This window comes from Desulfogranum marinum, assembly GCF_963675105.2.
Classification (GTDB): domain Bacteria; phylum Desulfobacterota; class Desulfobulbia; order Desulfobulbales; family Desulfobulbaceae; genus Desulfogranum; species Desulfogranum marinum.
Genome location: NZ_CAXXRO010000004.1, coordinates 2,368,365 through 2,389,747 on the forward strand (window position 1 = coordinate 2,368,365; position 21,383 = coordinate 2,389,747).

20 protein-coding genes are annotated in these 21,383 nt (G+C 45.3%); 18 read left to right on the plus strand and 2 right to left on the minus strand.

The window, feature by feature from the left end:
- The first annotated feature begins 83 nt into the window (after window positions 1–83).
- The 5 genes from mltG (at window position 84) to ACHZCY_RS19180 (ending at window position 6,486) form a co-directional block, all read left to right on the plus strand.
- Window positions 84–1,088, plus strand: a complete 1,005-nt coding sequence (gene mltG / locus ACHZCY_RS19160; protein WP_319550026.1) for an endolytic transglycosylase MltG — start codon at window positions 84–86, stop codon at window positions 1,086–1,088.
- A gap of 171 nt (window positions 1,089–1,259) precedes the next feature.
- Window positions 1,260–1,460, plus strand: a complete 201-nt coding sequence (locus tag ACHZCY_RS19165; RefSeq protein WP_205221021.1) for a cold-shock protein — start codon at window positions 1,260–1,262, stop codon at window positions 1,458–1,460.
- Between the two features lie 213 nt (window positions 1,461–1,673).
- A complete protein-coding gene (locus ACHZCY_RS19170; protein ID WP_319550027.1) occupies window positions 1,674–3,305 on the plus strand; it encodes an NAD+ synthase in 1,632 nt (543 codons plus the stop codon).
- An 80-nt stretch (window positions 3,306–3,385) separates the two neighbouring features.
- Window positions 3,386–5,164, plus strand: a complete 1,779-nt coding sequence (locus tag ACHZCY_RS19175; protein WP_319550028.1) for a hypothetical protein — start codon at window positions 3,386–3,388, stop codon at window positions 5,162–5,164.
- A gap of 113 nt (window positions 5,165–5,277) precedes the next feature.
- Window positions 5,278–6,486 carry a pyridoxal phosphate-dependent aminotransferase gene (locus ACHZCY_RS19180; protein WP_205221024.1) on the plus strand — a complete coding sequence of 403 codons (1,209 nt, stop codon included), beginning with the start codon at window positions 5,278–5,280 and terminating at the stop codon, window positions 6,484–6,486.
- 171 nt (window positions 6,487–6,657) lie between these two features.
- Here ACHZCY_RS19180 and ACHZCY_RS19185 read toward each other — a convergent pair whose 3' ends face one another.
- A complete protein-coding gene (locus ACHZCY_RS19185; RefSeq protein ID WP_205221025.1) occupies window positions 6,658–7,641 on the minus strand; it encodes a LysR family transcriptional regulator in 984 nt (327 codons plus the stop codon).
- Between the two features lie 261 nt (window positions 7,642–7,902).
- Between ACHZCY_RS19185 and ACHZCY_RS19190 the strand changes: the two genes are divergently transcribed.
- The 13 genes from ACHZCY_RS19190 (at window position 7,903) to ACHZCY_RS19250 (ending at window position 19,384) form a co-directional block, all read left to right on the plus strand.
- Window positions 7,903–8,310: an NADH-quinone oxidoreductase subunit A gene (locus ACHZCY_RS19190; RefSeq protein ID WP_205221026.1), complete on the plus strand. Its 408-nt coding sequence runs from the start codon at window positions 7,903–7,905 to the stop codon at window positions 8,308–8,310.
- Window positions 8,280–8,768, plus strand: a complete 489-nt coding sequence (locus ACHZCY_RS19195) for an NADH-quinone oxidoreductase subunit B (protein WP_205221027.1) — start codon at window positions 8,280–8,282, stop codon at window positions 8,766–8,768. The genes ACHZCY_RS19190 and ACHZCY_RS19195 overlap by 31 nt, the downstream gene beginning before the upstream one ends.
- A 21-nt stretch (window positions 8,769–8,789) precedes the next feature.
- Window positions 8,790–9,317 carry an NADH-quinone oxidoreductase subunit C gene (locus tag ACHZCY_RS19200; protein ID WP_205221028.1) on the plus strand — a complete coding sequence of 176 codons (528 nt, stop codon included), beginning with the start codon at window positions 8,790–8,792 and terminating at the stop codon, window positions 9,315–9,317.
- On the plus strand, window positions 9,314–10,432 hold the full coding sequence (locus ACHZCY_RS19205) for an NADH-quinone oxidoreductase subunit D (RefSeq protein WP_319550029.1): 1,119 nt from the start codon (window positions 9,314–9,316) through the stop codon (window positions 10,430–10,432). The genes ACHZCY_RS19200 and ACHZCY_RS19205 overlap by 4 nt, the downstream gene beginning before the upstream one ends.
- Window positions 10,433–10,454: 22 nt before the next feature.
- Entirely contained in the window at window positions 10,455–11,447 is a 993-nt protein-coding gene (gene nuoH / locus ACHZCY_RS19210; RefSeq protein WP_205221030.1) for an NADH-quinone oxidoreductase subunit NuoH, read from the plus strand.
- A gap of 2 nt (window positions 11,448–11,449) precedes the next feature.
- Complete coding sequence (locus ACHZCY_RS19215; RefSeq protein ID WP_205221031.1) at window positions 11,450–11,890, plus strand: 4Fe-4S binding protein; 441 nt, start codon at window positions 11,450–11,452, stop codon at window positions 11,888–11,890.
- Window positions 11,890–12,450 (plus strand): NADH-quinone oxidoreductase subunit J family protein, encoded by a 561-nt coding sequence (locus tag ACHZCY_RS19220; protein WP_205221032.1) that lies wholly within the window; start codon window positions 11,890–11,892, stop codon window positions 12,448–12,450. Before ACHZCY_RS19215 ends, ACHZCY_RS19220 begins: the two co-directional genes overlap by 1 nt.
- Before the next feature lie 3 nt (window positions 12,451–12,453).
- Complete coding sequence (gene nuoK, locus ACHZCY_RS19225; RefSeq protein ID WP_205221033.1) at window positions 12,454–12,780, plus strand: NADH-quinone oxidoreductase subunit NuoK; 327 nt, start codon at window positions 12,454–12,456, stop codon at window positions 12,778–12,780.
- A gap of 16 nt (window positions 12,781–12,796) precedes the next feature.
- On the plus strand, window positions 12,797–14,290 hold the full coding sequence (locus tag ACHZCY_RS19230; RefSeq protein ID WP_205221034.1) for a monovalent cation/H+ antiporter subunit D family protein: 1,494 nt from the start codon (window positions 12,797–12,799) through the stop codon (window positions 14,288–14,290).
- On the plus strand, window positions 14,287–14,568 hold the full coding sequence (locus ACHZCY_RS19235; RefSeq protein WP_205221035.1) for a hypothetical protein: 282 nt from the start codon (window positions 14,287–14,289) through the stop codon (window positions 14,566–14,568). The genes ACHZCY_RS19230 and ACHZCY_RS19235 overlap by 4 nt, the downstream gene beginning before the upstream one ends.
- Complete coding sequence (locus tag ACHZCY_RS19240; RefSeq protein WP_319550030.1) at window positions 14,565–16,355, plus strand: Na(+)/H(+) antiporter subunit D; 1,791 nt, start codon at window positions 14,565–14,567, stop codon at window positions 16,353–16,355. The genes ACHZCY_RS19235 and ACHZCY_RS19240 overlap by 4 nt, the downstream gene beginning before the upstream one ends.
- Before the next feature lie 13 nt (window positions 16,356–16,368).
- Window positions 16,369–17,880 (plus strand): complex I subunit 4 family protein, encoded by a 1,512-nt coding sequence (locus tag ACHZCY_RS19245; RefSeq protein ID WP_205221037.1) that lies wholly within the window; start codon window positions 16,369–16,371, stop codon window positions 17,878–17,880.
- Between the two features lie 85 nt (window positions 17,881–17,965).
- Entirely contained in the window at window positions 17,966–19,384 is a 1,419-nt protein-coding gene (locus ACHZCY_RS19250; protein ID WP_232370844.1) for an NADH-quinone oxidoreductase subunit N, read from the plus strand.
- A gap of 89 nt (window positions 19,385–19,473) precedes the next feature.
- Here the strand turns inward: ACHZCY_RS19250 and ACHZCY_RS19255 are convergent, their stop codons facing one another.
- Window positions 19,474–20,730, minus strand: a complete 1,257-nt coding sequence (locus ACHZCY_RS19255) for a serine hydroxymethyltransferase (protein ID WP_205221038.1) — start codon at window positions 20,728–20,730, stop codon at window positions 19,474–19,476.
- Window positions 20,731–21,383 lie beyond the last annotated feature (653 nt).

Sequence of the window (21,383 nt, forward strand, 5' to 3'; positions counted from 1 at the left end):
AGTTGTTTGAGTCTTTCTTCGCCTGGTACGTTTCTACGTTCCAGGCGTTGTTGTTTCTACTTCTAAAAAAATGATTTTCCGGGATGCGTAATTTCTTTTTTTGTGCTGCAGGAGCGCTGGGCGTTGTCGTTGTTGCGATCTCCATTTGGATATGGAGCTATGTCTCTACGACCTCTCCGGGGAAAGGGACGGTGCTGGTTGAAGTGCCGAAAGGGTCGGGGGTGCGGACTATAGGCAGTTTGCTGGCTGAGAAACAACTGGTACGAAATGATATCAGGTTTTTGCTGCTTGCTCGTTTTTCAGGGATTGGGAACCGGTTAAAAGCCGGGGAGTATGAGATTGCCTATGGACTGACACCTTTGGAAGTATTGCAGGTTTTGGAGAGTGGCAAGATTTATTATCACAGTGTCACTGTTCCGGAGGGGCTGACGCTCGTTCAGGTTGCTGATATTTTCGAGCGAGGCGGGTGGATTAACCGTGACCGTTTTCTTGCTTTGGCAAACGATAGCCTTTTTGCGGAGAGCCTGGGGGTACGCCGGAAAAATCTTGAAGGATACCTTTTCCCCGACACTTATTTCCTTGCTCGTGGAGCAAAGGACGAAAAGGCGATCATAAAAACAATGGTGAAGCGTTTTTTTGAGGTGATGGACACTCTACCTCTTGAAAATCAGGAGCGTTTAGACCCGCATCAATTGCTCACTTTAGCCTCAATTATAGAAAAAGAAACAGGGGCTGCCGAGGAGCGCCCTCTTATTGCCCGAGTTTTCCTTAATCGGCTGGCTAGAAACATGCGGCTCCAATCAGATCCGACGGTCATTTATGGTATTATTGATTTTAACGGCAATATCACTAAAACGGATCTCAGAACATTAACGCCATATAACACCTACATGATTAAAGGTCTACCGCCTGGACCAATTTGTAATCCAGGGCGAGAATCGATAAAAGCCGTGCTTGAACCGGCAGAGTCCGATGCGCTCTTCTTTGTCTCTAAAAATGATGGAACTCATATATTTTCTAAGACTCTTCGGGAGCATAGCCGTGCTGTGAGAAAATATCAAAAAAAGGCTAAGCGTGAAAATAAGTAAGATTTCCTTTGTTTTTAAAAATTTTAGTGGTAATGTCGCCTCATTCAGTAGACCATGTACTGCTATTGAATAGTATAGTACTGATTATCATTCATGATTTTGGGTTGTCTACACTGTAGGAAGCATTGCATGGGATAAACATTCAGCCTAATAAAGGAGATAAAAAGGGCAATGTTGAAAGGAACTGTGAAGTGGTTTAATGAGTCAAAGGGGTTTGGTTTTATCGAGCAAGAAGAAGGTCGGGATGTCTTCGTTCACTATTCTGCAATTGATGGATCAGGTTTTAAAACTCTAAGCGAAGGTGATAAAGTAGAATTCGAAATTGTTGATGGACCTAAAGGACCTGCAGCTGCCAATGTCATGAAACAATAATTTTGCGCATCTTTGCTACCCGATGGAAGTACCACTTGCGTCGGGTAGTTTGGTTTCAGGCAGCTATTGCAAGTTGTGGTGGCTGCCAATCTCGGATCTGTTCACCTCTCGATATTACCAGGTAATACCCTCCATCCCTGCATGTAATACAACCCGAGACGGTAGTGAGTTTTCGTCTCATTAATTTCCATTTTCCATAACCTACCTACTGCTGTGAAAATTGCTCTTGTTCAGACTAATCCCGTTATAGGTGCATTTGACCGGAACCTGGAAAAAGTTTTTTCCTGGATTGATAAGGCCAGGGCGGCCGGTTGCAACCTCGTTATCTTTCCTGAATTAACTCTGTGCGGATACCCACCCCAGGATTTATTGGAACGTCCATCATTTCTTACCGGTCATGATAAAGCTTTGGCCCGGCTTGTGGAGAGAGTGGAAGGGATAACCTGTATTGTCGGCGTGCTGGAACAGCGGCAGGGGCCGGGAAAAAAACTGTATAATTCAGCTTTTGTCATTGAAGATGGACAGATAGTAGAGCGGGCACGGAAACAATTGTTGCCCACCTATGATGTTTTTGATGAAACCCGTTATTTCGAGGCCGGAACCGAATCTACGATTTTTTCTTGCCACGGTCTCCATTTCGGATTGTCCATATGTGAAGATATATGGTGGGATCACACCGCATATTCTGTTAATCCGCTCAATGCCTTTGTCGTTGGCAACGTTGTGCCTGATTGTTTGATTAATATATCCGCCTCTCCATACTATCACGGTAAACTTGCAGAGAGGCTGACCGTTTTCGGTAGTATTTGCAAAGAAAATAATTATCCCCTGCTGTATGTTAATCAGGTGGGGGGGCAGGATGGGCTGGTTTTTGACGGTCATTCCCTGTTTATTAATAATCTCGGTGAGGTTGCTGCTTTCGGAAAGGGGTTTGTCGAAGATATGATCGTTGTAGACAGCGATAGCTTTGATCTCCCATTTTCCGCCCCTGCTCCTGTTGAGAGCATTGAAACGGTTGAGCAGGCATTGGTGCTTGGTGTTCGTGATTATCTCCATAAAACCGGTTTCAGAAAAGCGGTTCTTGGTCTGTCAGGTGGGATAGATTCTGCGATTACAGCTGCCGTTGCATGTCGTGCACTTGGTCCTGAAAATGTATTATGTGTGGCCATGCCCTCTCCTTATACATCCAAGGCCTCAGTGGACGATGCCAGGTCGCTGGCGGCTAATCTTGGCTGTGACTTTCAACTGCTCGCCATTGAAGGTTTGATGGAGCAGTACCGTGCTATTCTAAAACCGTTGTTTAGCGGGATGGATGAAGATGTCACGGAACAGAATATTCAAGCTAGAATTCGTGGAAACCTGCTCATGGCAATTTCTAATAAAATGGGCGGTTTACTGCTGTCAACAGGCAATAAGTCTGAGATGGCTATCGGGTACTGCACGCTGTATGGGGATATGAGTGGCGGATTAGCGGTGCTTGCAGATGTGCCCAAAGTTATGGTGTATGAGTTGGCACATTTTTATAACCGTAAGGGTGAAGTTATTCCTGATTATATTATTACCAGGCCACCTACTGCCGAGTTAAAACCCGATCAGTGCGATCAGGACGACCTCCCCCCTTATGAAGTACTCGACCCTATACTGGTGGCCTATCTTGAAGAGCATCAAAGTATAGAAGAGATTGTGGCTAACCATGGAGCAGATCTGGATACCGTGAAAGATGTGGTGCGCAGGATAAAACTTAATGAATATAAACGGAAGCAGGCTCCGCTTGGCATTAAAGTCACCACCAAGGCATTTGGAGCGGGACGTCGATATCCGGTTGTTCAGGGATTTCAGGAATAACTGCTACGCAAGGAGTAGTATCCTGAAAATATGCCGATCGCAATGGCATTGTAGGTAAGCATCCGTCAAGTAGAGAGACCATGAATTTTCCTTCGCGCAACTTGATATCAACTCTGATATTTCTTCCTGTTGTGTTATTGCTGGTGGGCTATCTTGTTGTTAGAGAGCAGACAATAAAGCGTCCCGATCAGCTAGCCGTGACAACGGCAGGCTATGTAGAAATGTGCCTGTCCTGCCATAAAGAAGAAAAGTTGGATTCAGCCCATGACAGTCTTATCGTCGGTTGTTCGCCTTGTCACCTTGGCGATCCCCTGGAAGTCGATAAGGACAAAGCGCACAAGGGCATGGTTTTGAATCCTGGTGATTTGCGTGTCGTTGCGCAGACATGCGGCGTTGAAGGGTGCCATCCCGCCGACGTCTCCAAGGTAAAAAATTCGTTGATGGCCACCAATCGTGGGATCTTAGCTACTCTTCTGTATTATTGGGGGGAAAGGGAAACCCAGGATGCTGATATTTCCGTTGAGCAGCTACTTGCCGACGGTGAAACTTCCCTTGCTTTAGATTACTATCGAAAGCTTTGTGCCACCTGTCATCTCTGGAAACAGAAAAACGATTTACCCGGTGCTCCAGACTTCTTTAATGAAAAAGGAGGGGGCTGTTCAGCATGCCATTATCAGGCACCGGAGGGTACGGAGATCTCTTCTGTAATTTCATTTGATGAACAAAACTCGTTAGGCAACGACCAAGCAAAGAAAAAAAAGCCGCACCCTTTTATCGTAAAAAAGGTTGCGGATGATAACTGTATTCGTTGCCATAACAGGTCCGGCCGAATAGGGCTCTCGTACATCGGGCTATTTGAGGCTGAAGGCTATGGAACCCCCTACGAAAAAGGTGGGCTCTCGTCCAAGAAACTACCAGGCGATCGTTTTTACCTGGAGATTGCTGAGGATGTTCATCATGCCAAAGGCATGTCGTGTATTGATTGTCACACCAGAGAAGAAATTATGGGTGATGGAAATCGCTATGCACATTACGAAGAGCAACTGGAAATACAATGCAAAACCTGCCATGACCCATCCCCTGGTGTAACCAGAAAAGGTAATCCGTTGACAAATGTATCGGAGGAAACTGGTAAATTTTTGTTGACCGGAAAAAATGACGGCAAAAAAAGAATCTTAAATCCCCCGAGTAAAGAAGCATGTCGATACCCTGGGCATGAGCGAGTGAGCTGTGAAGCCTGCCATTCAACCTGGGTGCCACAGTGCTATGGTTGCCATGCCAAGCAGGATAAAAGGGAGACCCATCTGGATAAACTGACCCTTAAAGAAACGCCGGGATGGTGGGAAGAAGGAAGATCTTATATCCGCTACGAAAAGCCCATGCTTGGGGTATGGAAAGATGAGGTAGTGATTGTGACTCCCGGCTGTCAGGATATCGTTACCTTGGTAGATGAAAAGGGTGACGTGACTGACCACTTTAACAGTTTTACCATGGCCGCCATTAATCCACACACTACGCAGGCTAAAGGAAGAAGTTGTAAAGAATGCCATGCATCTCCCAAGACGGTTGGGCTTGGTGAGGGGACTGTGGTGAAAGATAAAGGGCAGTGGGCATTTTATCCTGTAGATCGAGGGGTTGATACCCTTGATGGCCGCACTGTCGGCTTGGATAATTTTGTAGCCATAGACGGGACACCTTTGCAAAAAGGATCGAGAAAAGATCTTCGGCCTTTTAATGGAGAAGAGTTACAGCGGATATTGCGGGTCGGCTTGTGTCTTGAATGTCATGAAAAATATGATGATCCGGCTTACCGTGAATATGATTGGCGGCGTCCCTGTCCTGTGTACAAAGAACCCTAACATCTGATTACCGGGAGTAGTTTGCTATTGAAATTGCTTTGCTCCCTTGTACAGAGAATTATTATTGCGGCAGTATTAAAATAATATCAAAGCTGCCTAGAAGGAGAGTCCGTATGAGTTCAGAAATCATTGCACTTGCAGATAGAGTGCTCCGAGTTGCACCTTCCCCAACCCTTGCCGTCAATGCCAAGGCTAAAGCCTTGCGGGCAACAGGTGCAGATATACTTAATTTCAGTGTTGGTGAACCTGATTTTTCAACTCCAGCACATGTTTGTGATGCAGGAAAGCAGGCCATAGATGACGGTCATACCCGTTATACCCCTGTACCGGGTATTCCCGAATTGCGTGAAGCAATATGCAACAGGTTTAAAGAGGATCATGGTTGGGCATTTACAGATGACCAAATTCAGGTTTCCTGTGGTGGAAAACATGGTCTTTATAATGTTTTTCAGGCGATCCTTAATCCCGGCGATGAGGTTTTAATACCTGCTCCCTATTGGGTGTCCTATCCCCCCATGGTGCAGTTGGCTGGTGGGGTTCCTGTGCTGGTTCCTCTTGATGAGCAAAATAATTTTGATCTTGATGGGGAAACGATCGCCTCCTACGTGACTGAAAAAACTCGCGGTATTATTTTAAATAGTCCTTCAAACCCTACAGGGGCTATTTTCTCGCTTAAGGGACTTAAGGAAGTTGCTGCCCTTGCCCTGCAACACAAGTGGCTGGTCGTGTCCGATGATATGTATGAGACGCTGACCTATAACGCGGATCTGCCGCCTCATATTCTTGATGCAGAGCCTGCGCTCAAAGACCAGACCTTGATACTTAATGGGGTATCCAAGTCTTTTTCTATGACAGGTTGGCGGATCGGATATTCAGCAGGACCGCTACACCTGATCAAGGCGATGAATAAAATTCAAAGCCAGTCAACCTCTAATCCTTCCGCACCCTCCCAGTATGCCGCTCTTGCCGCTCTTGAGGGGCCTCAGGATTTCCCAAAACTCATGAAAAAGGCATTTTTACCACGGCGCGATTATTTTGTGAATGCGCTCAATACAATAGATGGGGTGAGTTGTATTATGCCTGGAGGCGCTTTTTATGTTTTTCCTAATTTTTCAAGCTACTATGGAAAGGCATATTACAACCATACCATTACTGATTCGGTCACCCTTGCAGATTATTTTCTGGACGAGGCATTGGTCGCCAGTGTTCCAGGTGTCGCTTTTGGCGCTGATGACTTTGTTCGCTTTTCTTTTGCCACTTCCATGGAAGTGCTGGAGGAGGGGATGCGTCGGATAGAAAAGGCGCTGGCAGCGCTGCGGTAATAAATGAGAGACGTAGTAGAACAATGGACTGCAAGTGAGGTTCTCACTTGCAGTCCATTGTATTTAATTTGAAAGGAGTGAACGGAATGCTGTGCATGACAGCCGCTTTTTCCTCGTTGTATTACTGTTTGTAAGAGGGTTGGCTAGGGATTTGCCAATCGAAATGTACTGTTACTGCTGAACAGTGTTTTTTTCCAACTCGTATCTTTTGAGAAATTTTTTCAGGTTTTCAGGAAGAGAAAGGCATTCCTTGCCATTGATAGCTTTGGCTGCCAGTTCGCAAAAATCTAAAAATTCAGCCATTAACCTGGTGATAATCTTGTCTTTGTGTTGAATAATTCTCAGTTGCCGACGCATATCTATTCCCTCAATCACCAGCATTTTCAACCATCCGTGTTCTAGCTCTCTGCGGACGGTGAGAGCAGAAAGACATGCTGCGCCGGTTCCGGACTCAACAGCTTTTTTGATAGCTTCGGTGTGCCCGGTTTTTGTGACAATTTTAAGAAGTGAGGAATGCTTACCCAGCTTTTTGGTGAAAATTTCCGCTGTGCCGGACCCTTCTTCACGCATGACCCAGCTTGTTTCTTTGAGATCCTCCGGGATTTTAAATGCCTTGTGTGAGGCAAGTTTGTGCGAGGGGTTGACGATAATTCCAAGTTCGTCTTCAAACCAGTCGGTGGCTATTAAAGATTCGACATTGATTTCTCCTTCTACAAACCCGAGATCTGCTTCTCCTTTTGCGACAAGATTTTCAGCTGCCATGGTATTGACGACCAGCATGTTGATGTGCGCATCCGGGTGCAGTTGCATAAATGCACCGATCAGGTGGGGCAGGACGTAATTGCCAATGGTTGAGCTGGCTACAATTTCCAGTACACCCGCTACTGAATCGCTTTGCTCTGTGAGCATGGTTTCAACATTAGCAACCTGGTTGAGTATCTGTTTGGATAACGGGAGCAGGTATCTACCTCGGTCATTGAGCAAAAGGCTCCTTCCGTGGCGATCAAACAGCGGGCCACCGAGCTGGTTTTCAAGCTCGCCAAGGGCCATGCTCACTGCCGACTGGGTAAGAAAAAGTTTTTTACTTGCCCGCGTTACTTGCTGGGTTTCGGCAACGGCAATAAATATTTCTAATTGTCTAAACGTGATAGCCATGTCTTAGCACTTGTATCAAGATGATTGAACCTAAGTATTATTGGAATTGAAATCGCTGCGTACACTACCACTTCGGCAGAATTGGTCAATGATTTTATCACTTAAATAAGAGTAATTATTGAACCCCTACAATGAGGCACTTAGGCCAATTAAGTCATAGGTTTGGGCTTGACAGGGAAGTTGAATCTCGATATACTGATAAAATGTGCTGATTGGAAGTATCAGTTTATTTGATGAAAAAAGAAGTGTATGGAGTGGTGTATGGATCAGGTCACCCTGACTAATATCGTCTACGTTACCATATTTTTAATAGGTGCGCTATGTTTCGGTATCGGTCCTATTGTTATCGTTAAACTCTTAAGTCCTTCTTCCCATACTCGACAGACTGCTGGCAAAGCCACGCAGCTGATTGAATGCGGTATGGAACCTATTGGAAGTGCCTGGATACGGTTTGGTATTGTCTATTACCTATATGCCTTAATTTTTCTGGCCTTTGACGTTGATGTCCTTTTTCTGTTTCCGGTGGCTGCAGCCTATAACAGTCCGGAATTTGTTATCAGAGATTTTGTGGAAGTGCTGATCTTTGTAGGTATTTTGTCATTGGCTATTGTTTATGCGTGGATTAAAGGAGTGTTCGAGTGGAACTTGAAAACGTACCGTCATCAATAGTTCAATTCGCCCAGCTTGATAAGTTGCTCAACCTTGGGCGCGCTAACTCTCTTTGGCCGATGACCTTTGGCCTGGCATGCTGTGCCATTGAAATGATGTGCACCGGCGGGTCCCGTTATGATATATCCCGTTTTGGTGCTGAGGTCTTTCGTCCATCACCAAGGCAGAGTGACGTCATGATCGTAGCAGGCACAATCAATAAAAAGTTGGAACCTGCTGTTAAGACACTTTATGATCAGATGTCTGAACCCAAGTGGGTCATCGCGATGGGGAACTGTGCTATCTCAGGCGGTCCTTTTAAGGTGAAGGAAAACTATAATGTGGTTGAAGGCGCTGATAAGTTGTTTCCTGTCGATGTGTATATTCCTGGTTGCCCACCTCGACCCGAGGCTTTGCTCGAAGGAATAATGGCCCTGGAAGAAAAGATCACCGGCAATCGCCGCTGGCCAAGAGTCTGATTACGCATTTGGTATAAGCCGATGAATAGAATAGAGAAAACACAAGTTGCCTTGGCTGCACTTTTTCCGGAAGGGGAGAACGAGCCGGAAACGGTAACGCCGGTTGAAGGGGATGAGGCTGAAGAAGCTGTACAAACCGGGCAAAGACAACCTGGAGTGCAACCAACTCCCTACGAAAAACATGGAAGTCACCTTGATGTGCTATGTGAAAATGAACAGGTTGTTGATATTGCCGGTGTCCTGGATAAAGAAGGCTTTTTCTTAGAAACCATTTCCGGGGTGGACTGGTTAAAGCAGGAGCAACTGGAAGTTGTTTATGATTATACACGTTATGATCATGAGCTGTGTCGGGTGACGGTGCGAACATTTATATCCCGCACAGATCCTGAACTGCCGACCATCTCTTCGGTTATCCCCGGGGCTAACTGGCATGAAAGAGAAACATTTGATTTTTACGGAGTAAACTTCTCCGGTCATCCTGACCTCACTCGTATCCTTCTTCCTGAAGATGCTGATTTTCACCCCTTACTCAAGGATTATATGCCATGACACTCCCTGTCGAATTGCGGCATGATGAGACCTTTGTTCTTAATCTTGGCCCCCAGCATCCTGCCACCCATGGTGTTCTTCGCGTTAAGCTTACCATGGATGGAGAGTATATTGTCAAGGCTGAGCCGGTGCTCGGATATGTCCACCGGATGCACGAAAAACTTGCAGAAGCAGGTAATTTCGCTCAGTTCATGCCGAATACCGCCCGCATGGATTATTTGCATGCGCTGGCGTTTAACCATGGTTACGCGCTTGTTGTTGAAAAGGCAGCAGGTATAGAGGTTCCTGAACGAGCAGAATATATACGAGTGATAACGGTAGAGCTCAACCGGATTGCCAGTCACTTGTTGTGGTGGGCTGCTTTTTTGCTCGATTTGGGCGGCTTTACTCCACTATTGTATGCCTTTGACGATAGGGAACAAATCCTTGATCTGCTTGAACGGATTACCGGTTCCAGGCTCACATACTGTTACATGCGATTTGGCGGTGTTTATAATGATATTGATGATGAGTTTATCACCGGCACCCGCGATTTTATAAAAAGGCTGCGTTCGCGTATGCCCAGCCTGTATCATGATTTGGTGACCCATAATATTATCCTTATCAAACGGATTAAGGATATTGGATTTATTACTGCAGAGCAGTGTCGAAAATATGGGGCAACCGGTCCAGTGGCTCGTGGGTCGGGAATTGATTACGATGTGCGCAAGAATGAACCCTTCTCTATTTATCCTGAATTAGATTTCGACATACCTGTGTATAACGAATGTGATTCAATGGCTAGATATATGGTACGAATGGATGAAATCGAACAGTCACTTCGTATTATCGAGCAGGCGCTTGACAAACTACCTGACGGCCCTGTTCAGGCAAAGGTGCCGAAGCTGTTGAAACCAGAAGAAGGATACTACTATTCTGCGGTGGAAACGGCCCGCGGTTCTCTTGGCCATCGTCTGATCTGTGATGGTGGCAAGAACCCATATCGACTCAAGCTTCGTTCCCCGACATTCTCTAATTTGAGTTTGTTTGGTGAGGTTGCAGAAGGTATGCTTCTCGCAGATGCCCTGGCTTTTATGGGGAGTCTTGACTTGGTCATTCCTGAGATTGATCGTTAAGTAAGCACAATTACAATTACCTATGGAAACAAGTATCTGGCGTCCAATTTTGTATTTGGTTGGCATAATGGCCTTTGCCGGCCTTAATGCGGCCTACCTCGGCTGGTGTGAGCGAAAAGGAGCTGGTCGTATTCAGCGTCGTCCCGGCCCCAAGGAAGTAGGCTTTGCAGGTTTATTGCAGCCGTTGGCAGACGGTATCAAGCTGATGACAAAACAGCTCATGGTACCTCAGGGGGTGGACGGTATTATTTTCCGGGTGGCTCCTGTTATTGCCATGATCCCTGCCATCACCTCTATGGTTGTTATACCCTTTTCAGGCAATATTCAGGCTCGGGCTATGGAGCTGTCCGTGCTCCTTATATTTGCTTTGGCCTCGCTCGGAATGATGGCCGTTCTGCTTGGTGGGTGGGCTTCGGGAAATAAATATGCAATCATATCATCGGCTCGTGCGGTCTCTCAGAATCTTGCGTATGAGATTCCAATGCTGCTGACAGTGATATCCATCGTTATGATTTCCGGGTCCATGAACCTGCGAGATATTGCAATAGATCAACAAGGCGGATTTTGGCACTGGAATATATTTAGATTTGAGAATGGCCACTTCCTCTATATGTGGATAGGTTTTATCATCTTTTTTATTTGTTCCCTGGCAGAAACAAACCGTGCTCCTTTTGATATGGCTGAAGCGGAAAGTGAGCTCGTCGCAGGTTATATGACGGAATACGGGTCCATGGGGTTTGGTCTGTTCATGATGGGCGAATACCTGAATATTGTTGTTGGGGCCTGTCTCACTGCAACACTGTTTTTAGGAGGCTGGGACTGTCCCTTTGGTTTAACCCCAGGAGTCTGGTGGTTCCTGCTGAAGATCTACGTACTCATTTTTACCGTTATCTGGGTCCGCTGGACCTACCCTCGAACACAGATCTATCGATTGTTAAATCTTTCCTGGAAAATTCTTATTCCGTTTTCCCTTGTCAATGTGCTGGTTACCGCAGCACTCATCAAGGTATTTTAATTATGAGTGGATACTGGAGTGATATTCTGGTCGGCAGTAAAAGCCTGGTGACCGGATTGATGATTACGGCCCGACAATTTTTTCGTCCTGTGGTGACTGAGAATTATCCCTATGAAGTTCCGGAGATGACGGAGCGCTTTAGGGGGCATATTGAGCTCATTGCCAATGAGGAAACTGGTAAACCCAATTGCATCGCCTGCATGGCTTGTCAGAGGGCATGCCCCTCCGACTGTATTTCCGTTGCCGGAAAGAAAATGGAGGGTGAGAAGAAAAAGACGGTTACCAAATATGTACTTGATTTTACCAAATGCAGTTTGTGCGGGTCGTGTGTAGAGAGCTGTAAATTCAATGCTCTTCGTTTTTCCAAGGAATACAACCTTGTCAGTTTTAATAAAGATGATTTCATCATCGACTTGGTCAAGCGATTGGAGGATCAAAACTGATGCAACCACTTGTCTTCTCGCCGACGCCCAATCCAACTCTTTTTTCCGTAGAGGGGATCGTCGGTATCATATTTCTGCTAACTGTGGCTCTTGTTATTTTCGGTGCTCTTGTTGCGGTGAATTCGCACCGATTAGTGCGGGCCGTGTCCGGACTTGCTATTTGCTTCACCGGACTTGCCGGGGTCTATTACTTTTTACTCAGCCCTTTTCTGGCAATGATGCAGCTCTTGATTTATGTCGGTGCTGTATCGATTTTAATTGCCTTTGGGATCATGATGTCGACTCCTGAACAACAAGATCTTCCTGGTAATAAGCACATCTCTAAACTCGCTGGTCCTTTAGGATGCAGCGTCGGCGCACTTTTTTTTGCAGGTTTTTCAGTACTGGGACTGAATACCCAGTGGCAGGTTTTCCCTCGTCCTGAAAATGCAAGCGGAGATATAGAAGCGGTTGGCAAGGTACTGCTCACCACACATTCTATGGTATTTGAATTGATTTCCATTGTATTGCTGCTTGCTATTATAGGTGCGTTGGTACTTGCACGAAGAGGGAGGAATTAGCACATGGTACTGCTGAATCTCTACAACTGTTTACAAACCTACTTAGTCCTCGGTGCATTACTCTTTGGATTCGGAGTATATGGTTTGATTGTGCGTAGGACTATTATCGGCATGCTTATCTCTTCGGAGTTTATTCTAGCTGCCGCTTCAACTAATTTCATGGCCTTTAACCGGTTTCTTGCACCTGACCCAACTATTGGTCAGATTTTCACACTGTTCATAATGGCTATAGCAGCGGCAGAAGCTTCAATAGCTATCAGTATCGTGATCGCTGTCTATCGAAACTATAAATCAATTGATGTTGAAGATCTTGGCGATCTACAGGGGTAATCGGAGATAAAACACCATGGACGCTGTTTCCACTACCAATATTGTTGAAAATTCATGTCTGCTGCTTGCAGTGATTATCCCGCTTTTCGGGAGTCTGGTGGTGATGACGTTGAAAAACAATCCGAATCTGCGGGAAGCTATTTCCTGTAGTGCATCGGTACTGCTTTTTATCGTTGTCCTATCCTTTATCCCTGCCCTAAAAGCCGGATCAACCCTAGTCTTTCCCATTTTTAAGATTTTACCGGGATTATCGGTCACGCTTCGTGCTGATGGTTTTTCCATGATCTTTGCTTTGGTGGCTTCCTCGTTATGGGTGATCGCTGTTTTTTACTCGATGGGCTACATGCGAGCCCATGATGAACCATATCAGACCCGATTTAATGCCTGCTTTGCCCTAGCTATTTTTGGCGCCATCGGCGTAGCGTTATCAGATAACCTTTTCACCCTCTATCTCTTTTATGAAATAGTATCTGTTTGCACCTATCCTCTTGTTGCTCACCATCAGGACAAAGAGTCATATGACGGCGCCAGGAAATACATTGTTTATCTGACAACAACCGCTAAATTCTTTTTGCTGCCTGCGCTGATTCTTATTTACGTACTGGTTGGTAATCTTGATTTTCCTCATAACATATTCACCGGTATTATCCCTGCCGATACAAAAGGGTGGATTGTTGTGTTACTTTACGTGTTCTGTATTTTCGGGTTTGCCAAAAACGGCGTGATGCCGTTTCATCACTGGTTACCCGGAGCAATGGTCGCACCAACCCCTGTTTCTGCTCTTCTTCATGCGGTTGCTGTCGTTAAAGTAGGTGTATTCTGTACCACTAGAACCATGCTGTATGTATTTGGTGTCGATACAATGAATATGCTGAATCTTGGGATACCCACCGCCTATTTTGTCGGGTTTACTATCATTGTCGCATCAGTGATTGCCTTGTCCAAGGATAATTTGAAAGCCAGGCTTGCTTATTCTACTGTCAGCCAATTGTCTTACATTATCCTCGGGGTAGCGTTACTCACGCCACATGCCATTGATGGCGGATTAATCCATATTGTTAATCATGCTTTTTCCAAGATTACGCTCTTCTTCTGTGCAGGGGCTATTTTCATTGCTTCCCATAAAAAATATATATCAGAAATGAGTGGGCTTGGTCGTACTATGCCCTTTACTTTTGGTGCGTTTGCTGTTGCCTCTCTCTCTATGATCGGCGCCCCGCCTGTTGCCGGCTTTGTTACCAAGTGGTATCTCCTTGTTGGCTCCATGGAAGCGCATCAAGTAGGTATACTTCTTATACTTATCGCCTCCACTGTGCTCAATGTCGGTTATTTCGCACCGGTAACCTATAAGGCTTTCTTTGGTAAAAGACCTGCAGGGGAACCTGAGACAGGCATCAAAGAGGCACCACTCAGCATGCTGATTCCAATTCTTATCGCGGTTACTGTTTCTGTAGTTATCGGTATCTTTCCCGGCTTTATGATGCAATTTGTGAAGATGGTGACAGGATGACACAATTTATTGAATACTTGCAAACACATCTCAAGATTTTGGTAGGGGTATGCTATGGCATACTTGTTGTTGTTGTCGGCTTTGCTCTGGTTGTCGACACAAGTCATGCTCACTCATGGGTTGAACAACATATTCCTGCATTCTGGTCGATATTTGGGGCCATCGCTGCAGCGGTGATCATTGTAGTGGCGCGATGGCTTGGTCGTGCCGGGCTTCAAGTACGGACTGATTTTTACGACTGTTGCACAGGTGACAACAGCAATGAGGAAGAGAAATGACAAGCAGCTTCATTCACCCATCATTACTTCTGATTGCCGGCGCACTGGTATTGCCCTTTGTTCGTGGGCCCTTGCGCAGACCCTATCTATTTCTCGTCCCTTTACTGGCTCTGGGTGCAGTAATGCTCAACACCGGTCTCTCAGATACTTTTGGCGTCTATCGCTTTATGGACTGGGAACTGGTTTTTGGTCGGGTTGATAAACTCTCTTCCGTCTTTGCCTGTATCATGGCTCTGATGGCTGTCATCGGTACCCTCTATGGTCTTCACGTTGATAAGGCAGGAGAACACATCGCCGCTTGGTTTTATGTGGCAGGTTCCCTAGGGACAATCTACTGCGGGGATTATCTCAGCCTCTTCTTTTTCTGGGAAATGATGGCCTTTGCTTCGGTTTTTCTTGTTTGGTTCCGCCGAGGCAAGAAAAGTCTACGTATAGGGTATCGCTATTTGCTTATCCACACCATAGGCGGAATTATTCTGCTTGCCGGAATCATGCTTCGATACCAGGCAGTTGGTAATATTTCCTTTGATCTTATGGATGTTGCCCACCCCGAACTCTACACCTGGCTTATTATGATCGGGTTTGCCCTGAACGCAGCTGTTGTTCCGTTGCACTCTTGGTTGCCGGATGCATATAGCGAAGCATCGTTTAATGGTGCAGTCTTCATGTGTGCTTTTACCACCAAAACAGCCGTCTATACTCTTGCCAGAGCATGTGCAGGAATGGAGATACTTATTGTTCTTGGTGTCGCCATGGCCCTTTACGGTGTCATATATGCGGTAATGGAAAATGATATCCGTCGGCTATTGGCTTGGTCCATTGTTTCCCAGGTCGGATATATGGTTGCAGGGGTTGGGATTGGAACCGATCTAGCCATAAATGGAGCAACAGCCCATGCCGTAGTCCATATCCTCTACAAAAGTTTGCTTTTCATGGGAACCGGGTCTGTGTTGTATATGACCGGTAAAACCAAATTCACTGAATTGGGCGGCTTGTACAAAAAAATGCCGGTAACTCTGTTTTTCACCATCATTGGTTGCCTGTCCATTTCTGCTGCGCCCTATTTTGCAGCCTATGTCTCTAAATCAATGATCATTACTGCAGGTTTTGAGGAACATCTGTACGTAACTTCCTGGTTGTTGATGTTTGGTGCCACAGGCACCTTTATATACAATGGCCTGAAACTGCCTTATTTCCTCTTTTTCGGCAAAAATAATTGCAGTGATGAGACATGGGAACGCGCCGGTGATCCGCCAGGGAATATGATGATTGCCATGGCATTGGGTGCTACACTCTGTTTTCTAGTTGGTTCTGCTCCCAGCTTTCTTTACTCCATGCTGCCGTATCCTGTAGATTACGACCCATTTACTGCTTATCATCTCGCTGAAACTTTGCAGATCCTTGGTTTTGCTGCGCTTGTTTTCTTCCTGCTCAAGGGGTTGATGACACCGGTTGATAAAATATGCCTTGATGTTGATTGGTTGTATCGACAACTCGGACGTGGCTTCATGTGGTTGAGCAAGAATCCTATCCAATGGTTTGATACTGCTTGGGGAGAAGCTTATAGGGTTGTAGGCCTTCGCTCTTTGATGACACTGAGTAAATTTTGGTCATGGTTTGATTGGCACGCTATTGATGGTGTTGTCGATGGGTTGGCTCGTTCGGTTCGCGCTCTTGGCGGAAAGGTGAGAGTGCTGCAAAGTGGACAGATTCAATACGTCCTGTTTTATGCAACCAGTCTCGCTGCCGTTGTTGTGATAACATTCATTTTATATCAATTATATTAAGGGGAAGGAGGGAATGGACGTACTACTTATAAAAGAGGGCTTTCCTCTGCTCAGTTTCCTTATTTTTTTCCCGCTGGCCGGCGCCATGGTGCTGCTTGTTAACCCCAAGGAAACCTTTGCTAAGATATGGACTTTGGTCGTTACTACGCTGACAGCGGTTTTTTCGATTCCACTGCTCATAGGATTTGACAGTACAACAGCCAAATACCAGTTTGCCGAACTCTATGCATGGATCCCTCAACTTAGTATCAACTATGTTGTTGGAGTTGATGGGATCTCCATTTTGTTGGTTATCTTGACGACATTTATTATGCCGTTTTGTGTGCTGGCATCATGGAACTATATTTCCACCAGGGTTATTCCTTTCATGTTTTGTCTCCTGATTATGGAAACAGCCATGGTTGGGGTTTTTGTTGCTCTTGACTTTGTCCTTTTTTATATCCTCTGGGAATTTATGCTTATTCCCATGTACCTCTTGATAGCTGTTTGGGGCGGGCCTCGTAAAGTTTATGCTTCGATCAAGTTTTTTCTGTATACCTTGGCCGGTTCGGTACTGCTATTAGTCGCAATCATAGCCTTATATCTGAAAACAGGTAGTTTCTTTATTCCAGATATGATGTGGAATAACTATTCCACCCTTTTTCAGGCGCTGGTGTTTCTTGCTTTTTTTCTCGCATTTGCCATCAAAGTGCCCATGTTCCCTTTTCATACATGGTTACCTGCTGCCCACGTTGAGGCTCCGACCGCCGGATCTGTTATCCTTGCATCGATACTCTTGAAAATGGGAACGTACGGCATGTTGCGTTTTTGCCTGCCGATTACACCGGAAGCAACTTTTCTCTTTGCTCCGTATATTCTATGGCTCTCCATTGCCGGGATACTGTACGGTGGATTCACTGCCCTCGCTCAGCATGATATGAAAAAGTTGATTGCCTACTCTTCTGTCGGCCATATGGGATTTGTGACTTTAGGTATTTTTGTTCTCAATACCAAGGGTGTTGAGGGGGCAATTATGCAGATGATCAACCATGGCGTCACCACCGGTGCTCTGTTTCTTTGTGTCGGCATGATCTATGAGCGAACCCATAGTCGAGAACTCAAGCTGGCAAGCGGAGTAGGGCGGTTTATGCCATGGTATGTTACCTTTCTCGTCTTTTTCTCACTCTCCTCGTTTGCGTTTCCTGGAACGAATTCCTTTATAGGCGAATTTCTGGTTTTAGCCGGTACCTTTGAGTTCAATATAGTACTTGCTTTAGCTGCAATTCCAGGCGCTGTACTTGCTGCTGCATATATGCTTCGCATGCTGCAGAAAATTGTTTGGGGGGGAACTGATAATCCTGATCAGTCGTATCTCACTGATCTTTGCCCACGAGAGATAATCATACTGGCACCTTTTCTTGCTTTTGTCTTCTGGATCGGTCTAGGGCCGCAACCGTTTATTGACCTTATCCATCCATCTGTTGCTAATTTGCTTGATCAATTGCAGCAGTGGCAGCAGCAGAGTGTTGCGCTGGTCAATTTGTAATCTAACAAGATAAAATGCAGAAATTTACCTCCAGTCCTGAAATAATGCTGGACAACGTAGATGAACAATCAAGTAAGGCTTTTTTATGATGGCTATTTTACCTGAACTTGTGCTGACAGCAGGCGCACTCTTTTATTTTGTCGTCAGCCTTTTTAAAACCCCTGATATAAGGCTGCAACGATTGAGCGGCATGGTTATCGGTCTGCTTGTTTTTATTACCGTTTGCCTGACCCTTTCCCAGCAGACTAGCTTGTTCTATGGAGCTTACGCTGTCGACAGCTATTCCCAGATGTTCAAGTTGTTGATCAGTTTCGCCTTTTTCATTGTTGTTATTTTCGGTCAGCACCTTAAAGGAATCAGCGACGAGGTACGGCCCGAATACACCATGTTTTTGTTGCTGAGTGTACTCGGACTGATGATGCTTGTTAGCTCGGTCGAACTCATTGCTATCTTTATTTCGCTTGAACTTTCTTCTTTTGCTCTTTATCTGTTGGTACCTCTTCGTGACGATCGGACCGGTGTCAGGGTTCAGATGGAGGCAGGCATTAAATATATTCTTTTCGGCGTTATGGCTACAGGGTTCCTCCTTTATGGAATGAGTTACCTTTTTGGCCTTACCGGATCAACCTACCTGGTAGATATAGTACCTGCTTTGCAAACCATAGCAAGTCAGCCTGCTGTGCTCATCGCCGTGCTTTTAGTGTTGGCTGGATTTTTCTATAAACTTGGTGTTTTTCCTCTCCATTTTTGGGTGCCGGATATTTACCAAGGGGCGAGCAATGAAACGACCGGTTTTATTGCCACTGTTCCTAAACTCGCGGCAGTTGCGCTTTTAATTCGTTTTATGACCCTGCCCACAGGTCAACCTGATTTTCTTGTCCAACTGTTTTCTGTTATAGCTGTTTGCTCTATGTTCTATGGCAACTTGAGCGCCTTGGTACAGACAGATATAAAAAGAATGCTAGGGTTTTCCGGTATCTCTCATGCTGGATTTATCATGCTGGGGTTACTTTCCATGGGGGCGGATGGGTATGGCTTGGCTGTTTACTATATAGCAGGATATGTGCTGATGAATCTTGCTTGTTTCCTCGTTATTTGTCAGGTTTCCCGTGATGGAGAAAATCTCGCTATCGCAGACTTAGCAGGGCTTCATAAACGTCAACCGCTTCTTGCTATTGTACTTGCTGTCAGTCTTTTTGCCTTGGCTGGTATACCGCCTTTTGTTGGGTTTATGGGCAAGTTTTTCCTGCTCACCTCAGCCCTGCAACAAGGACATCTCATAGTTGTTATATTGGCTGCAATCAACACCGCTATTGCCATCTACTATTATCTTTCGGTTGTCAAAGTTGCCTATACCGACGACCCGGTAGATGAAACAAATGTAAATGTAGAACCAATAGTAAAAATGATCGGTATAGGTCTTGTGCTGATGATCATGTTGATGGGGGCACTTCCCGCAAAACTTATAGAAACTGCCGGGAGTATTGTTCAGACTATTATGTAAGGGAATGAGCAACTGTTGCTTCGGAAGTATAAAAAAAAAGAGGTTACCTGATGGTGACCTCTTTTTTTTTGTTGTTTACTCAGTATAGATTATTTGTTGCTTAAATGCTCGAGGCCCGGAGCAGGGAACTTTGAACAGAGTGTGGCAACTTGTGCTGCAATATCTTGTTGGAGGTTGATGTTTTCAGGATCAGCAACAATAGCGTTAATCCATTCTCCTGTTTGCACCATTTCTTTTTCGCTAAATCCTCGCGAGGTGACAGCCGATGTTCCTAAGCGTACACCGCTGGGGTCGAAAGGTTTACGCGTATCAAATGGTACGGAGTTGTAGTTTAGCACTATCCCTGCCGCATCAAGAGCTTTAGCAGCAACCTTGCCTGTTACCCCTTTGTTGGTCAAATCTATCAATAACAGGTGATTTTCAGTGCCACCAGTGACCAGGTGAAAGCCTTTGTCAATTAAGGTCGATGCCAGCGTTTTAGCATTGGCAACAATTTGTGCGGCATAGTTTTTAAAACTGTCTGTTGACGCTTCTTTTAAGGCAACTGCTATTGCCGCAGTGGTGTTGTTGTGCGGACCACCTTGTATACCTGGAAAAACTGCCTTGTCTATTGCCTGTGCATGCTCCTTTTTACACATGATCATCGCTCCCCTTGGGCCACGTAGCGATTTATGCGTTGTAGTTGTGACTACATCTGCAAAGGGAATAGGTGAAGGGTGTGCTCCACCTGCTACCAATCCTGCAAAGTGAGCCATGTCGACCAGTAACAATGCACCAACCTCATCAGCGATTTTTCTGAATTCTTGAAAGTCAGGTATCCTGGAATACGCAGAATGCCCGGCAATGAGAATTTTCGGCATGCATGCTTTGGCCTTGTTTCTAATAGCCTCGTAATCGAGGTTACCTGTACCTTGATCCAGACTATAGGATTCGGCGTGGAAGTATTTTCCAGAAATAGAGACCTTTGACCCATGGGTCAAGTGACCACCATGGGGAAGGGCCATACCGAGAATAGTGTCTCCTGGTTTCAGAAAAGCAAGATAGACAGCCAAGTTGGCAGGGGAACCGGAATAGGGCTGCACATTAACATGCTCAGCACCAAACAGCTCTTTAGCACGTTTAATAGCGAGATCTTCAATCTGGTCCACATATTGTTGACCTTCGTAATACCGTTTCCCGGAGTAACCTTCTGAATATTTATTGGTAAATATAGAACCGGTTGCCTCCATTACCGCTGAAGAGACATAGTTTTCTGAGGCAATCATCCTTATTTTCTGAGCCTGTCGTAGTTCCTCCAGGCGGATAAGCTCATATATTTCAACGTCATTTTGTTGTAGGTTTTCCATTTTTTCTCCTTGTTTTTCGGTGTTCCGAAAAAGATTGCGATTCTTTTAAATCTATAGGCAATAGCTTTTGTAGCTTGTCGTTACTGTATTGTCCTAAAATGAGTGTGCAGGAAGGTTACATGTTTGCAGACCGCTACTGTACCGGCATGAGGATTGAAAAGTAAAATAGCCTGGCTGATACATTGGTCACATAATAACCTCGCCTATCTTTTACCGTAGAAAATACCTTTTGCAAAGGCCCATTTTCTTCGCATATTTGAGAGAGTACAGCCACACATGAAAATGGAAAATAGGATAAAATTCTGCGGTCCATCATTGCTTTTATTTTTCTGATAACTAATTTCTTGGCAGGAGAGGGTATCTTAATTGTTAGCAATTCATTTCCAAGTCAAGGTATGTGATTACTTTTAACATAGGTATATACGTAGTCTTACGCTTGCTCCTTAAGATAAACGTTTGAGAATAACGGGGGAAGCGCAACATTCTGGAAGATCCGGCTAAATGGCAATTATTCAGGATAGCCTGGTAGCCTGTCGGATTGAGTAATTTTTTCTGCAATAACTGCGAGTTGAGGAAAAAGGGACCAGGCCGGCCGACTCCGAGAGTTATAGAATTCAGACGCATGCAATGTTAAACTGATGTCTTTCAAACGA

Coding starts and splice junctions, on each gene's coding strand:
- ACHZCY_RS19215 (WP_205221031.1), top strand. CDS start 11,450: ATGAGTGGATACTGGAGTGATATTCTGGTCGGCAGTAAAAGCCTGGTG.
- ACHZCY_RS19235 (WP_205221035.1), top strand. CDS start 14,287: ATGACACAATTTATTGAATACTTGCAAACACATCTCAAGATTTTGGTA.
- mltG (WP_319550026.1), top strand. CDS start 84: ATGCGTAATTTCTTTTTTTGTGCTGCAGGAGCGCTGGGCGTTGTCGTT.
- ACHZCY_RS19190 (WP_205221026.1), top strand. CDS start 7,903: ATGGATCAGGTCACCCTGACTAATATCGTCTACGTTACCATATTTTTA.
- ACHZCY_RS19220 (WP_205221032.1), top strand. CDS start 11,890: ATGCAACCACTTGTCTTCTCGCCGACGCCCAATCCAACTCTTTTTTCC.
- ACHZCY_RS19250 (WP_232370844.1), top strand. CDS start 17,966: ATGATGGCTATTTTACCTGAACTTGTGCTGACAGCAGGCGCACTCTTT.
- nuoK (WP_205221033.1), top strand. CDS start 12,454: ATGGTACTGCTGAATCTCTACAACTGTTTACAAACCTACTTAGTCCTC.
- ACHZCY_RS19230 (WP_205221034.1), top strand. CDS start 12,797: ATGGACGCTGTTTCCACTACCAATATTGTTGAAAATTCATGTCTGCTG.
- ACHZCY_RS19200 (WP_205221028.1), top strand. CDS start 8,790: ATGAATAGAATAGAGAAAACACAAGTTGCCTTGGCTGCACTTTTTCCG.
- ACHZCY_RS19245 (WP_205221037.1), top strand. CDS start 16,369: ATGGACGTACTACTTATAAAAGAGGGCTTTCCTCTGCTCAGTTTCCTT.
- ACHZCY_RS19255 (WP_205221038.1), bottom strand. CDS start 20,730: ATGGAAAACCTACAACAAAATGACGTTGAAATATATGAGCTTATCCGC.
- nuoH (WP_205221030.1), top strand. CDS start 10,455: ATGGAAACAAGTATCTGGCGTCCAATTTTGTATTTGGTTGGCATAATG.
- ACHZCY_RS19180 (WP_205221024.1), top strand. CDS start 5,278: ATGAGTTCAGAAATCATTGCACTTGCAGATAGAGTGCTCCGAGTTGCA.
- ACHZCY_RS19240 (WP_319550030.1), top strand. CDS start 14,565: ATGACAAGCAGCTTCATTCACCCATCATTACTTCTGATTGCCGGCGCA.
- ACHZCY_RS19175 (WP_319550028.1), top strand. CDS start 3,386: ATGAATTTTCCTTCGCGCAACTTGATATCAACTCTGATATTTCTTCCT.
- ACHZCY_RS19205 (WP_319550029.1), top strand. CDS start 9,314: ATGACACTCCCTGTCGAATTGCGGCATGATGAGACCTTTGTTCTTAAT.
- ACHZCY_RS19165 (WP_205221021.1), top strand. CDS start 1,260: ATGTTGAAAGGAACTGTGAAGTGGTTTAATGAGTCAAAGGGGTTTGGT.
- ACHZCY_RS19185 (WP_205221025.1), bottom strand. CDS start 7,641: ATGGCTATCACGTTTAGACAATTAGAAATATTTATTGCCGTTGCCGAA.